This is a genomic window from Mycolicibacter sp. MU0102 (genome assembly GCF_963378105.1).
Classification (GTDB): Bacteria; Actinomycetota; Actinomycetes; order Mycobacteriales; family Mycobacteriaceae; genus Mycobacterium; species Mycobacterium holstebronense.
The window spans coordinates 3609995-3624016 of sequence record NZ_OY726398.1 but is presented as its reverse complement, the minus strand read 5'-3'; the positions used below and the strand labels follow the sequence as shown (position 1 = coordinate 3624016).

The window sequence follows — 14022 nt, the reverse complement described above, 5'->3', positions numbered from 1 at the left end:
CCACAGCTTCTCCAGGCGTTTGCCGAGGGCGGCACCTCACAAAAGGAGATGGCTGTGCAGAAAACCCTTCGCCCCTACGCCACGGCGGGTATCGCGATCGTGGGCGCCACCCTGATCACCGTCCCGCCGGCGGTCGCGTCGTTGCCCGACATACCCAAGGCCCACGACGTCGCACTCACCAGCTTCCTGACCGACGCGATGGCGCCGTGGATCGAGCAGTACAACATCGCGGCCGAGAACTCCACGGTGCTCGCCAACAACTTCAACCTGGCTCCGTTCGTGGCGTTCCAGCAGTTCATCGCCAACCAGTACTCCTACTTCCAGGAGATCCTCAACGACCCGTCGAAGATCCCCGACGTGGTCAACGAGATGCAGGTGCACCTGCGTGCGGTGAACGACGCCTACACCATGCTCGGCATCGCCGCGGATGACCCGACCGCAGCCACCACGATTCTGCACACCCTCAGTGGGGGTGCCGATCTCTCCACCTTCACCCTCGGCCACTCCCTGCTGTTCGGACTCCTGCCGCAGCTGTTGCCGGCCTTCCTGCCTCCCGGTACCGACGTCGAACCGATAAACGCGATCATCAACTTCATCTCGTCACCGATGAGCGGCATGATCATGGGCATGATCGGGCCGGGGATTAGTCCCTGGATCGCGCTGATGAACAGCATCAACGACGGCGACGGCCTGAACGAGATCCTGGCCAACATGACCGGCGCCTTCTTCAACGGCGCCACCCTCGACCTCGGCTTCATCCTGCCGCTGCTTGACGGTGTGGTGCCGCCGGGAACCCTCTCCCATCTGGATTTCGCGTTCGGTGGCCTGCTGACTCCCGGCTCGGTGGCCAACGCGGCGTACACGACTTATGACGCCTCCGGAAACATCGTTTCCGAGGTGCCCGCGGTCGGCGGTTCGATCTTTAACAGCGTCGGCCTCGCTATCGACGCGTCGGGCTTTCTCGGGGTACCGCTCACACTCACCGTTGAAAGCCACGGGGTCGGCCCGATCGGCGCCATCATGGGCTGGGAGCAGACCATCACCGGTTTGCTGGGCGGGGCTGCGTGGAACTGGGACGGCAAGAACCCTGGCCAACCGCCCGTGGAGCCGCCGCTGTCCGGCTTCTCTTTCCCCGTCGTCCCCTCTGACTTCTTCGATGACGGCGGTGCCGGCTCGAGCGTGGGGGATGCGGCCGATTGGACGAGCCTCCTGGACGCCCTGGGCCTCTAAATCCGTATAGCCCGCTCATCGCATGACCCGAACTGAGAAGTCACAACCGCTCAACAGGACTGTTCACACGAGAGGTGTTCGAAAATGAATCGTCGTCACACCAGCAGCCAGCGTGGCACTCAGCCCGGGAGTGGCCCGCGGCGCCGCAACCGGGTGGCCGGCGCCGGCAGCGCCGTCGCCGCGTTCTTGGCGTTCGGCATGGCGCCGTTGGCGTCCGCGCCGCCGGCGCAGGCCGACATCGATGATCTGTTCAACTTCGATTGGCTCTCCGACATGTTCCCCCAGTCGGATGCCGCGCCGGCGGACTTCAGCTTCAACTTCGAACCCTTGCCCGCGGCGGACTTCGGCACGGACCTGCTCACCAACTTCTTCTACAACCCGATCCATATGGTTATGGAGTTCTGGATCAATAACCCGTTGGGCGAGTTGGTCAACGGTGCCATCAACGACATCTCCGGGCTGTACCTGATCGGTGACGGTGCCGACGGAACCGCGCTCAACCCCGATGGCGGTGACGGTGGCTTATGGTTCGGCGACGGTGGCGCCGGCTGGAGCAGCGACGCGGCCGGTGTTGCCGGCGGCGACGGCGGCAGCGCCCTCGGCTGGATTGGTAACGGCGGCGACGGCGGAGCCGGCGGCGCCGGCGCGGCCGGCGGTGACGGCGGCGCGGGTGGCTGGTTCATGGGCCTCGGCGGTAACGGTGGTGCCGGCGGCGACGCCATCACGGCCGGCTTCTCGGGCGGCGCGGGTGGTGACGGCGGTGCCGCGGTGGCATGGTTCTTCGGCTCGGGCGGTAACGGCGGTGTCGGTGGTGACGGTGCTAACGGCGCGGCCGGCACCTTTGCCAACGGCGGCGTCGGCAATGGCGGCGTTGGCGGCAACGCCGGCGCCGGCGGTGATGGCGGCCGCAGCGGCTACACCTTCGGCGCCGGCGGCAACGGCGGCGCGGCCGGCGCCGCCGGTAACGGCGGCGCGGCCGCTGCCGGTGACGCCACCCACCTCAACGGCGGGATCGGTGGCGCAGGTGGCGCCGGCGCCGCTGGCGGTGTCGGCGGTGAGAAGTTCAACGGCCCCCTCGGCGGGGCCGGACAGCTCGGTGCCAGCTCGGCCGGTGGTGTTGGTGGCGCTGGCGGCGACGCCGCCAAGGACGGCGGGGGCAAGTTCCTCGGCAACGGCGGTGCTGGTGGGTCTGGCGGTCAAGGCGGTGGCCTGACCTATGGCGCCAAGCAGGGCACCGGAGCGGACGGCGGTGCCGGCGGTGCCGGCGGTGCCGGCATCAACGGCGGTATTGGCGGCAGCGGCGGTGCCGGCGGTGGTGGCTTCGGGACCGGCACCGGGGGAGCCGGTGGCAACGGCGGTGCCGGCGGTGCCGCCACCGGTTCCGCACTGGCTGCGGGCGTCGGCGGGGCTGGAGGTCAGGGCGGTCAGGGCGGCGGCGGCAACGGCACCGGGGCGGCCGGTGCCGGCGGTAACGGCGGTGCCGGCGGTGCCGGCGCAACCAACGATGCCACTGTGAAGACCACCGGTGGAGCGGGCGGAGCCGGCGGTGGCGGCGGGTTCGGCAGCAAGGGCCTCGGCGGTCAGTCCGGTAACGGTGGTGCAGGTGGTAGCGGCACCTTCGCCGGCGGTAACGGCGGCAACGGTGCTGCCGGGGCGTACGCAGGCGGTAACGGCGGTGCTGGTGGTGCCGGCGGCAACGCCACCGGCTGGAACAACGGGGCCGGTGTCTACAGCCGGGGCGGCAACGGCGGCTCGGGTGGCTATGGCGGCGGCGGGTCCGGACTCCTGGGCTTCGCCGGTGGTAACGGCGGTGCCGGCGGTGCCGGCGGTGCCGGCGCGACCACCGGCGTCAGCGTGGGCGGCAACGGTGGTGCCGGTGGTGCCGGTGGTGCCGGCGGAGCCGGACTGACCGGCGGCACGACGAATGGCGGTAACGGTGGTGCCGGTGGTGCCGGCGGCAGCGGCACGGTCATCGGTGGCAACGGTGGTGCCGGTGGCGGTGCCGGTGACCCGGGCGGTACGGCTGGGGCCGGCGGTAACGGCGGTGCGAGCAGCGGCAGCGCGGCGGCGCCGGTTGGCAACCCGCTCGGCATCACGCCCGGTACGGGCCACGCCGGTAACGGCGGTGACGGTGGTGCCGGTGGCGGCCAGGGCGGTAACGGCGGTGCCGCTACCGGTACGGCCGACGGCGGTAACGGCGGTAATGGCGGTGCCGGTACGGCCGGGGCAGCCGGCAAGGCCGGCAGCTCGCTGGCCGGCGCGGCCGGTGGCAACGGCGGTGACGGCTCGGCCGGAAACGCAGGCGGCAAGGGCGGTGCCGGCGGTACCGCGACCAGCGGCGACGGTGGCAAGGGCGGTAACGGCGGAGTCGGTGGCACCGGTGGCGCCGGTGGGGCCGGCGGCAATGGCGGCACCGACGCCAATGGCAACGGCCTGGCCGGCGGTAACGCCGGCAAGGGCGGCGCGGGCGGCGCTGGCGGCGCGGCCGGTGCGGGCGGCGCCAGCACCGGCGGGACCGCTGGTGCCGCGGGAACCGTCGGACTCGACGGCAGTGGTGGCCAAGGTGGTGCGGGCGGTAACGGTGGGGCCGGATCTGCCGGCACTGACGGCGCCGCCGGCGGCAACGGCACCAACGGAGGTAACGGCGGCAGTGCCGGCAACGGCGGGGCTGGCGGTACCTCGGGCACCGGTGCCGCGGGCAGCGGCGGAGTCGGCGGAACCGGCGGCGCCGGGGGCGCGGGCGGCAACGGTGGAGCCGGCAACCAGGGCCTGGACGGCGGCAACGGCGGCAACGGCGGGGTCGGCGGTAAGGCCGGCACTGGCGGCGCGGCCGGTACCAGCACCAGCGGCCCTGCGGGCACGGTCGGTGGCGATGGCGACGGCGGGGTCGGCGGTGCCGGCGGTAACGGCGGGGTCGGCGGTGCCGGCGCGGCGGGCGCTAACCACTCGAACGCAGCCGGTGGCAACGGCAGTGCGGCCGGTGATGGAGGCAACGGCGGCAAGGGCGGTGCCGGTGGCACCTCGGTCGGTGGTAGCGGCGGCGCCGGTGGCGCCGGCGGCCTTGCCGGCGCGGGCGGTGCCGGCGGCAACGGTGGCACCGGTGGCACCAACGCCACCGGCGACGGCTTCGACGGCGGAAACGGCGCGGTCGGTGGCACCGGTGGCAACGGCGGCCTCGGCGGGGCTGGCGGTGCCAGCACCTCCGGCACCGCCGGAGCAGCCGGCGCCGACCAGGCAGGCGGTGCCGGAGGCCATGGCGGGGCCGGCGGTAAGGGCGGTACCGCCCAAGGCGCTGGCAACACCGGCGGCGACGGCGGCGACGGCGCGAACGGCGGCAAGGGTGGCACGCCCGGTGGTCCCGGCGGGACTGGCGGGGCGGCCGGCGCCGGCGGCACCGGAACCGGCGGTGCCGGCAACGGCGCCCCCGGTACCCCGGGCACTAACGGGGCACCCGGCGCCTAGCCGACAGCTGAACGCGACCACGGTCGCCGAGTCCTTCACGGGCTCGGCGACCGTGGTCGTTTTGGTGTCGTTCTCGCATTCGTTACGGGACTTCAGTTGGCTCACCCCGGCCGACGTCACCACCGATGTCGACCCCGGACTGGCGGCTTTCGATCCCGCTGCCTTCGACATGATCAGCATCCTCGATCAGTGGTTCTACACCCCGCTGCACATGGGTATGACCGCCTGGATCGACAGCGACTTCGGCTCGATGGTCAACAACGCCATCAACGAAATTTCCGGGCAATTCCTGATCGGTAATGGTGCCGACGGCACCGAGCTGAACCCGGACGGCGGCACCGGCGGCTTGTGGTTCGGCGACGGCGGTGCCGGCTGGAGCAGCGATGTCGACGGCGTGGCCGGCGGCAACGGCGGAGACGCGCTCGGGTTCTTCGGCAACGGTGGTGGCGGCGGAGCCGGCGGACTCGGTGCCGCCGGTGGTGACGGTGGCGCAAGCGCCTGGGGCCTGGGGTACGGCGGCGACGGTGGCGCCGGCGGTATCGGTGCCAACGGTGGCGACGGTGGCGCCTCGGTGGCCTGGGCCTTCGGCAACGGCGGCAGCGGCGGCGCCGGTGGTGACGGCGTGGCCGGCAGCTTCGCCAACGGCGGCAACGGCAACGGCACCGCCGGCGGTAACGGTGGTGCCGGCGGACGCGGCGCGTTCAACCTTGGCAACGGCGGCGACGGCGGCAAGGCCGGTGCCGGCGGTAACGGCGCTGCTGGCACCGCCGACCACGTCAACGGTGGCAACGGTGGCGCCGGTGGCGCCGGTGGCGCGGCCGGTAGCAACTTCTGGGAGAAGGGCCACGCCGGTATCGGAGCCGCTGGCGGCGCGGCCGGCAACGGTGGTGACGGCTTCAAGGACGCGAACGGCAACTTCCTGGGCAACGGCGGCAATGGTGGTGCCGGCGGTGCCGGTGGCAGCAGCGGTGACCCCCTGAGCAGCACCAGCGGCGGCGTGGCCGGTAACGGTGCTGCCGGTGGCCTCGGCGGTGACGGGCTCAAGGGCGGCAACGGTGGCGCCGGTGGTGCCGGCGCGAACGCCGGTGACGGCAGCGGTGGTACCGGTGGCGTCGGTGGTGCCGGTGGTGACGGCGTCACCAACGGTGGTAACGGCGGTGTCGGTGGTGCGGCCGGCGCCTCGACCGGGTTCAACGCGGGTGCCGCCGGCGGTGACGGCGGCCGCGGTGGTGCCGCCAGCGGCGCCGCCAATGTCCAAGGTGTTGCCGGCAACGGCGGCAACGGTGGTGCCGGCGGTGCCGCTGCCAGCGCGCCCGCGGGCGCAGGCGGTAACGGTGGTGCGGGCGGTAATGGCGCCACCGACGACGACACCGTCCAAACCTTCGGCGGCAACGGCGGTAACGGTGGTACCGGTGGCGCGCCCGGTTCCGGCGTCGGCGGCACCGGTGGTAACGGTGGCGCCGGCGGTAACGGCACCGTCGGTGCCGGTGGCGGCTTGCTCTCCGGCAACCACGCCCAAGGTGGTAACGGCGGTGCCGGTGGTGGTACCGGCCTGGCCGGCGCGGGAACCGCCGGCAACGGTGGTGATGGTGGTGCCGGTGGTTCCGGCACCGGCTGGCGCGACGTCAACGGCGACCACTTCACTGCGGGCACCGTCTACAGCGTCGGCGGTAACGGCGGTAACGGCGGATCTGGTCCGTCCTCCACGGCCGGTACCGGCGCCACCGGTGGTGACGGCGGCGCCGGCGGCAACGGTGCGGCCACCGGGGTGAGCGTCGGCGGTAACGGCGGTAACGGCGGTAGCAGTGCGGTCGGTGTCGGCGGCGCGGGTGGTAACGGCGGCAATGGCACCGCCAGCGGCGGTAACGGCGGCAATGGCGCCGCCGGTGGCGCCGATTCGGCCGGCGGTGCGGGCGGTAAGGGCGGCAACAGCGCCGGAACTGCGATACCGACCAACAACATCGGTGTCGCACCCAGCCATGCCGGTAACGGCGGTAACGGCGGTACCGGAGGTGCCAACGGGATCGGCGGCGCCGGCGGTGCCGGCGGCAACGGCGCCCTCGCGGTCAACGGCGGCAACGGCGGTAACGGTGGCACCGGTGGTGCGGGCGCTGCCGGCGGCGCCGGTGGCAACGGTGGTACCTCGAACACCGGTAACGGCGGTAACGGCGGTAACGGTGGCGCTGGTGGTACCGGCGGCACGGGTAGCACGGGCAGCACCGGTGCAACCGGCACGACGGCGACGGACACTGTCGCCGGCACGGTCGGTGGCAACGGTGGTAACGGATCCGCCGGTGGAGCCGGTGGCACCGGCGGCAACGGTGGTACCTCGAACACCGGTAACGGTGGCAACGGTGGCGCCGCGGGCAAGGGCGGTACCGGTGGCACCGGTGGTGCCGGCGGAACCGGCGGCGTGGACAGCGCCGGCAACGGTATGGCCGGTGGCATCGGCGGTGACGGTGGCGCCGGCGGAGCGGCCGGGACTGCCGGCAGCGGCGGTGCCAGCACCAGCGGAACTGCGGGCAACTCCGGTGCAGGTGCTCTGGACGGCAATGGCGGTGCGGGCGGTCGAGGCGGTACCGGTGGGGCCGGCGTCGCGGGGACTGCCGGGGATGCCGGCACGACCGCGGGCGGCGGCAACGGCACGAACGGCGGCTACGGAGGCGCGGCCGGCGCCGGCGGCAACGGTGGTACCTCGGGCACCGGTAACGGTGGCGCTGGTGGCGCCGGCGGCACCGGTGGTGCCGGCGGTAAGGGTGGTGCCGGCGGTGTCGGCGGCACCAACAACGGTGCCGGCTTCGACGGCGGTACCGGTGGCGCCGGTGGCAACGGCGGTACTGCCGGGTCCGGCGGGCTGGGCGGGGCGAGCACCTCGGGCACCAATGGTTCGACCGGCGCCAGCGGCGTCGGTGGAGCTGGCGGCGTCGGTGGCACCGGGGGGGCCGGCGGCGCGGCCAGCGGTGCGGGCAACACCGGCGGCAACGGTGGTGCGGCCGGAACCGGCGGCAACGGCGGCACCGGTGGAGTCGGCACCGAGGGTGTTGCCGGTGGCAAGGGCGGCGCTGGTGCGGCCGGCGGTGTCGGCGGGGCCGGTGGCGCCGGAACCGACGGGGCCGGTGGTGGAAACGGCGCCAACGGTGGCCACGGCGGCGACGGCGGCACCGGTGGCGCGAGCACCGGAACGCCCGGCGCCGGCGGGGCACTCGGCAAGGGTGGCGCCGGCGGCGCGGCCGGTGCCGGCACGCCGCCCGGGACAGCCGGCACAGTCGGCGACTCGGGCACCGCAGGCGCGGGCGGCTAAACACCCCACAACAACGGCAGCGGCCGTCGGGTCCGAAAGGACTCGGCGGCCGCTGCCGTATGTAGAACTACTTGAACAGCGCGGCGAACTTCTCTTCCGAGCTCACCGGCTCCGGCAGGGCGTCGAGTACTTGGGTCTTAGGCAAGGTCGCCTGTGGGTTGGCGAAGTCTCGGAACGTCTTGTCGCCCACCAGTTGTGCCAGCAGATAGCCGGCGAGCAGGGCCCGCACCTGCCGTTGCGTGCGCCGGTCCGAGGTCGGCAAACCGAAGAACCCGGTCAGCCGGCGGCCCTGCGGCAGGCCCGCTGGAGACGCCTTGTCGATCACGCGCAGGGTGGAAAGCTGCCAGGCGTGTGCCAGCTCGATCGCGTTGGACCGCAGTGCTTTCGGGTCGTCGGGGCTGCTGAACACCACGCCCGGTACGTCCAGCGCTAACGCCGCCTGCTCGGCGGGTGGGGTTGTGACGGTCGGGAAAATCGCCGCCACCGCTTTGGGTTTCACCGACAACGAGGCCGCGGCGCAAACCGCGGCAGAACCGCCGAACCCGTGTCCGGCCACCGCGAGCCGATTGCGGTCGACGCTGATTCGACCCGGCCCCAACCGGACCTCGGTAGCGATCTCCAGGGTGCGGCCCAGGTCAGCGGCCAGATCCAGCACCGACGGCGCCAGCCCCCGCCCGGTGTCGGGCGCCGCCGCCACGATGCCCCACGAGGCCAGGTGCTCCAGCAATCCGGCGTAGCGATCGGCCCCGGTCAGCCAGTCGTGGCCGAAGGCCACCGCGGGAAGCCGGTACCCGGACTGCGGGGTGTAGACCACCCCGGCGAGCCCGGCATAGGCCAGATCTCCGCGCAGGACGCGATGCGGTCCGGGTCGGGTCAACGCGGCGTAAAGGCGCTTGGTGCTGGCCATCTGAAGACGGTAACGCACGGGGCATTCGGTCATGAGCGCCTTGCGCGGCGCACCATGGCGTACCCCGCTGACCTGCACGATTTATGGCGGCCCCCCGCCGGTGCACTACCCTGAACAGCTATGTGTGGAATCGTCGGCTACGTCGGGCAACGCCCTGCTCGCGACGTCGTCGTCGAGGCCCTGCGTCGCATGGAGTACCGCGGCTATGACTCCGCGGGAATCGCCGTCGTCGACGGGGTCGGGCAGCTGACCGTCCGGCGCCGTGCCGGCCGGCTGGCCAACCTGGAAGCCGAACTGGCCGCCACGGATCCGGCCCTGCTGGCCGGGGGGACCGGGCTGGGCCACACCCGCTGGGCCACCCATGGCCGTCCCACCGACCACAACGCCCACCCGCACTGCGACGCGGACGGCAAGTTCGCCGTGGTGCACAACGGCATCATCGAGAACTTCGCGGTGCTGCGCGACGAACTGGAACGCGCCGGGGTGGAGTTCACCAGCGAGACCGACAGCGAGGTGACCGTCCACCTGCTGGCCCGTCAGTACCGCGAGGGCGACACCGCCGGGGACTTCGTGGCCTCGGCGCTGGCAGTGCTCCGCCGGCTGGAGGGCCACTTCACTGTGGTGTTCGCCCACGCCGACGAACCGGGCACCATCGTGGCGGCGCGTCGGTCCACGCCGCTGGTGGTCGGCATCGGCGACGGCGAGATGTTCCTGGGCTCGGATGTGGCGGCGTTCATCCCGTTCACTCGCGAAGCTGTCGAGCTTGGCCAGGACCAGGCGGTGGTCATCACCGCCGACGGCTACCGCATCACCGATTTCGCCGGTGACGATGACGCCGCCAACGCCAGGCGTTTTCACATCGACTGGGACCTGTCTGCCGCCGAAAAGGGCGGCTACGAGTACTTCATGCTCAAAGAGATCGCCGAGCAGCCCACCGCGGTGGCCGAGACACTGCTGGGGCACTTCGAGGACGGCCGGATCGTGCTCGACGAGCAACGCCTGAGCGACCAGGAGCTGCGCGAGATCGACAAAGTGTTCGTGGTGGCCTGCGGCACCGCGTATCACTCCGGTCTGTTGGCCAAGTACGCGATCGAGCACTGGACGCGGCTGCCGGTGGAAGTCGAACTGGCCAGCGAGTTCCGCTACCGCGACCCGGTGCTGGACCGCAGCACCCTGGTGGTGGCGATCAGCCAGTCCGGCGAAACCGCCGACACCCTGGAGGCCGTACGGCACGCCAAGGAGCAGAAGGCCAAGGTGCTCGCGGTCTGCAACACCAACGGCTCGCAGATTCCGCGGGAGTGCGACGCGGTGCTCTACACCCGGGCCGGACCGGAGATCGGTGTCGCGTCCACGAAGACGTTCCTGGCGCAGATCACCGCGAACTACCTGGTCGGACTGGCCCTGGCGCAGGCCCGGGGCACCAAGTACCCCGACGAGGTGGAGCACGAGTACCGGCAACTGGAGGCGATGCCCGAACTGGTGTCGCATGTGCTGGCAGGCATCGACTCGGTCGCGGAGTTGGCGCGGCAGTTCGCGTCGTCCAGTGCGGTGCTCTTCCTGGGCCGCCACGTCGGTTACCCGGTGGCCCTGGAGGGCGCGCTCAAGCTCAAGGAACTGGCTTACATGCACGCCGAAGGCTTTGCCGCCGGTGAGCTCAAGCACGGCCCGATCGCACTGATCGAGGACGACCTTCCGGTGATCGTCGTGATGCCGTCGCCCAAGAACGCGGCGATGTTGCACTCCAAGCTGCTCTCCAACATTCGCGAGATCCAGGCCCGCGGGGCCGTCACCATCGTGATCGCCGAGGAGGGCGATGAGACGGTGCGCCCCTACGCCGACCACCTGATCGAAATCCCTGCGGTGTCAACGCTGTACCAACCGCTGCTGTCGACCATCCCGCTGCAGGTTTTCGCTGCCGGGGTGGCGCAGGCTCGCGGCTACGACGTGGACAAGCCGCGCAACCTGGCCAAGTCGGTCACCGTCGAGTAGCGGGAGCTTTCAGTGCGACAATTGTTGGCGATGGCGTGCGCCGCGATGGCGGTGCTTATTTCGGTACCCAATGCCGGTGCGGCAAACGAGATCCCCGATCTCGGTCCACTCTTCGACGACAGCGGACCGTTGCCCGGCTCGGTTGCTGATCTCACCGGAATCCCGGATCTGGCGTTTACCACCCCGTCGGGTCTGGCCTGCCGGAAGAGTCGCGGCAAAGTTACGCACAGTGTGGCCTGCGCCGGGAATCTCGTTGGCGCACCGGCGGGAACCCGCAGCGTGAGCCTGGGGACCGTCTACGCCGACGGCAACGGCCCGGCGCAGTTCATGCCGATGGCGCCCGCCGGGCTGCTCGGCGATCCCGGAAAGGTTCCGACGATCATGTTGGCGCCCGGGCACAAGATCGTGTTCTGGGACTTCTCACCCACCGAATCGCTGGTCTGCGGCGCTCCGATGGGAACCGAAGTGGCCTGCGTGCTCAAGGCCCCGCGCGAGAACAGCTCCAAGAGCGGCGGCCCAGCGGTGACGCACGGATTCGTCATCTCGGCGCCGCACAGCGAAGTCTTCTAACGCGCCACAGCTTCGCGGCAGTGCCGGAATCTGGTTGCAGCAGCTCAATTGTGTGCCGCTCGTCCGCCGAAAACTCGGCGGTAATCGCGGCGACGATGAGACGATGCAGCCGTCGTTGTCGACCACCAAGCTGACATCAGGGAGAACAGGCTTGTCCAACGCTGATTCTGCTGTTCACATCAACCGGCCCAGACTGCTGCTGATCCTCGGCATGACCGTCTTCTTCGTCGCGTCCTACATCGTGACCGTCGCGCTGTATGAGCGGGCGGGGTGTGGCTGCCCCCGCCACCTCACGGAAGGTCTGGTGTCGGCCGATGGCACCACCGTGACCATCGACATCGAGGACCTTCAGACCGTGAAGGGCACTCTGACCGGCAAGGTCACCATCAGCCCGGGTCCGGCACTGCTCGATCCGGTCAGGCACGGGCTCACCGAAGACTTGAGCATCGCGGTGCACTCCGCAGTGACGCCGACCAAGCGCACCTGGACGAAGGGCATGGTTCCCGGGGAATTCCCGGTCCCGTTGACCATCTCCGGTAATTCGGCGAAGTGGCCGTTCGACCACTATCAGACCGGGCCGATCACCGTCGACGTCGTGCGCGGGGATGCCACGATCCCGGAACGGATGTCGGTGACATTCGTCGACCACATCGCCGGTTGGAAGAACGAGATTGTCAGCGACCGCGAAGACGGTGGCCCCTACCGCATCACGCTGCATCGGTCGCCGAGTACCATGGCTTTTGGTGCCGTGATCGTCGGCGTCTTGATCGCCCTGGCCGCGGTGGCCGTCGTCGTCGCGAACCTGACGTTCCTGGGCTGGCGCAAATTCCAGCCGCCGATGACGACCTGGTATGCGGCAATGCTTTTCGCGGTGGTTCCATTGAGAAACGCACTGCCGGACGCTCCACCGATCGGATCCTGGATCGATGTCACGATCACGCTCTGGGTGATCGTCGCGTTGGTGATGTCGATGCTGCTGTTCATCTACTGCTGGTGGCGCGACCTGAAACCCGAGCCCGTCACGCAGGGCTGAGAAAGATGCGCGGCACGCCCGTCACCGTCGACGAATTCCATATTGCCGATCCGGCTGACACGTGGCGGTCGGCCGGGTTCAGCGTGGACCCCGACGACGTCTGCCGGGTGGGTGAGGTTCGGCTGCGGCTGAACGGAGGCGGCACCGGCATCCTCGGGTGGGCACTGCGGGGCCTGCCCCAAGACGGCCCGCTTGACGGTATCCCCACCTCCCGTTCCGCAGCGGCGGCCACTGAACCGGCCGCGCATCCCAACGGCGTGACCTCGATCGATCACGTTGTGCTGTTGTCCCCAAACCTGTCTCGCACCGTCGAGGCATTGGTTGCCGTCGGGCTGCAGTCGCGCCGGGTACGCGATGCCGAACTCAGCGGTCGGCCGATGCGGCAGATCTTCTTCCGGCTGGGTGCGGTGATCCTCGAAGTCGTCGGGTCTCCCGACACGGTGGCGGACGGCCCGTCATCGCTGTGGGGTATCACCTACGTCGTCGCCGATATCGAGGCGACGGCGTCATTCTTCGGCGAGCGCACGTTGCCGGTGAAGGACGCCGTGCAGCCCGGTCGCCGGATCACCACGCTGCGGCATCGCGATCTGGGTATGTCGGTCCGCACCGCGATGATCTCGCCGCCTATCCTCAGCCGATGACCGAATCCACCGATGACGTGGTCGTCATCCACACCGACGGTGGGTGCCGACCCAACCCGGGTCCCGGTGGTTGGGGCGCGGTGCTGCGCATGCGTCACCACGTCCGCGAGATGTGCGGTGGCGAGCCCGGCGAGACGAGCAACAACCGGATGGAGCTGACCGCTCCGATCGCGGCGCTGGAAGCCCTCACCCGGCCCGTGGTGGTACATCTGCACACCGACAGCACCTACGTCCGCAACGGCATCACCAAGTGGGTGACAGGCTGGGAACGCAACGGCTGGCTCACCGCCGCCAAGCAGCCGGTCAAGAACGTCGATCTGTGGCAACGGCTTCAGGCCGCCTGCGCGCGTCACCAGGTCGAGTGGTTCTGGGTGAAAGGCCATTCGGGGGTTGCCGACAACGAGCGGGCCGATGAGTTGGCGACGCGGGGCCTACAGGAAGCGATCGCCGGTGCGGCCATGCGCGCTCTCTCCTAGGAGTCAGCCGCCCACCGCAGCGAGATAGCCGCCGATCCCCGCAGCGCACGCCGCAGCGGTCAGCACCAAGGTCGCTACGGCGAACGGCCAGGCCCGGTTTCGGCGGGTCAGCCGCACGATGGTCACGACCGCTCCGATCCCGCAGACTACGGCGGCAGCTGCGAACCCGGCGATGATTGCCGTGACGCCCGCATCGATATTGCAGGTTGCGGGCGGGCAATTGTCGGTGAAGGCCATCAGGAATAGCCCCAGAAACGCGGCCACACCACCGCCCATGACGGTCAGGGCTAGTGCTGACAGCGACCCGGCGAGATCTCCTCGCGAGATCGGCGGTTTCGGTGGTGGGTAGCTCTGGACCATCCTCAGGGACACTACCGAGGCGCGTGCTCGATGTGGCGAGGTTCGCGCGCCTT

At 70.6% G+C, this 14022-nt stretch carries 10 protein-coding genes; 8 read left to right on the top strand and 2 right to left on the bottom strand.

Annotation, left to right across the window (positions count from 1 at the left end; translation table 11 throughout):
• The first annotated feature begins 48 nt into the window (after window positions 1–48).
• From gjpA to RCP37_RS17050, 3 genes are all read left to right on the top strand, one after another.
• Entirely contained in the window at window positions 49–1230 is a 1182-nt protein-coding gene (gene gjpA / locus RCP37_RS17060; protein WP_308484193.1) for an outer membrane porin GjpA, read from the top strand.
• Window positions 1231–1314: 84 nt separating this feature from the next.
• The gene (locus tag RCP37_RS22235; RefSeq protein WP_308484192.1) at window positions 1315–4692 is read left to right on the top strand and encodes a PGRS repeat-containing protein; all 3378 of its coding nucleotides are present in this window, start codon (window positions 1315–1317) and stop codon (window positions 4690–4692) included.
• A 64-nt stretch (window positions 4693–4756) separates the two neighbouring features.
• Window positions 4757–7993, top strand: coding sequence for a PGRS repeat-containing protein (locus RCP37_RS17050; protein WP_308484191.1), 3237 nt, complete (start codon window positions 4757–4759; stop codon window positions 7991–7993).
• Window positions 7994–8060: 67 nt separating this feature from the next.
• Here the strand turns inward: RCP37_RS17050 and RCP37_RS17045 are convergent, their stop codons facing one another.
• Complete coding sequence (locus RCP37_RS17045) at window positions 8061–8900, bottom strand: dienelactone hydrolase family protein (protein ID WP_308484190.1); 840 nt, start codon at window positions 8898–8900, stop codon at window positions 8061–8063.
• Window positions 8901–9020: 120 nt separating this feature from the next.
• Here RCP37_RS17045 and glmS point away from each other — a divergent pair, with 120 nt between their 5' ends.
• The 5 genes from glmS to rnhA all read left to right on the top strand — a co-directional run bounded on the left by glmS (window position 9021) and on the right by rnhA (window position 13609).
• Window positions 9021–10889, top strand: a complete 1869-nt coding sequence (gene glmS, locus RCP37_RS17040; protein ID WP_308484189.1) for a glutamine--fructose-6-phosphate transaminase (isomerizing) — start codon at window positions 9021–9023, stop codon at window positions 10887–10889.
• A 12-nt stretch (window positions 10890–10901) separates the two neighbouring features.
• A complete protein-coding gene (locus RCP37_RS17035) occupies window positions 10902–11459 on the top strand; it encodes a hypothetical protein (RefSeq protein WP_308484188.1) in 558 nt (185 codons plus the stop codon).
• Between the two features lie 211 nt (window positions 11460–11670).
• Window positions 11671–12492, top strand: coding sequence for a DUF4436 domain-containing protein (locus RCP37_RS17030; protein ID WP_308487129.1), 822 nt, complete (start codon window positions 11671–11673; stop codon window positions 12490–12492).
• A 5-nt stretch (window positions 12493–12497) separates the two neighbouring features.
• Window positions 12498–13133: a VOC family protein gene (locus tag RCP37_RS17025; protein ID WP_308484187.1), complete on the top strand. Its 636-nt coding sequence runs from the start codon at window positions 12498–12500 to the stop codon at window positions 13131–13133.
• A complete protein-coding gene (rnhA, locus tag RCP37_RS17020; RefSeq protein WP_308484186.1) occupies window positions 13130–13609 on the top strand; it encodes a ribonuclease HI in 480 nt (159 codons plus the stop codon). Before RCP37_RS17025 ends, rnhA begins: the two co-directional genes overlap by 4 nt.
• Window positions 13610–13612: 3 nt before the next feature.
• On the opposite strand, the gene RCP37_RS17015 is transcribed toward rnhA, so the two are convergent.
• Window positions 13613–13969 carry a hypothetical protein gene (locus RCP37_RS17015; RefSeq protein ID WP_308484185.1) on the bottom strand — a complete coding sequence of 119 codons (357 nt, stop codon included), beginning with the start codon at window positions 13967–13969 and terminating at the stop codon, window positions 13613–13615.
• Between the last annotated feature and the right edge of the window lie 53 nt (window positions 13970–14022).

Coding starts and splice junctions, on each gene's coding strand:
- rnhA (WP_308484186.1), top strand. CDS start 13,130: ATGACCGAATCCACCGATGACGTGGTCGTCATCCACACCGACGGTGGG.
- RCP37_RS17015 (WP_308484185.1), bottom strand. CDS start 13,969: ATGGTCCAGAGCTACCCACCACCGAAACCGCCGATCTCGCGAGGAGAT.
- RCP37_RS17045 (WP_308484190.1), bottom strand. CDS start 8,900: ATGGCCAGCACCAAGCGCCTTTACGCCGCGTTGACCCGACCCGGACCG.
- RCP37_RS22235 (WP_308484192.1), top strand. CDS start 1,315: ATGAATCGTCGTCACACCAGCAGCCAGCGTGGCACTCAGCCCGGGAGT.
- gjpA (WP_308484193.1), top strand. CDS start 49: ATGGCTGTGCAGAAAACCCTTCGCCCCTACGCCACGGCGGGTATCGCG.
- RCP37_RS17025 (WP_308484187.1), top strand. CDS start 12,498: ATGCGCGGCACGCCCGTCACCGTCGACGAATTCCATATTGCCGATCCG.
- glmS (WP_308484189.1), top strand. CDS start 9,021: ATGTGTGGAATCGTCGGCTACGTCGGGCAACGCCCTGCTCGCGACGTC.
- RCP37_RS17030 (WP_308487129.1), top strand. CDS start 11,671: ATGACCGTCTTCTTCGTCGCGTCCTACATCGTGACCGTCGCGCTGTAT.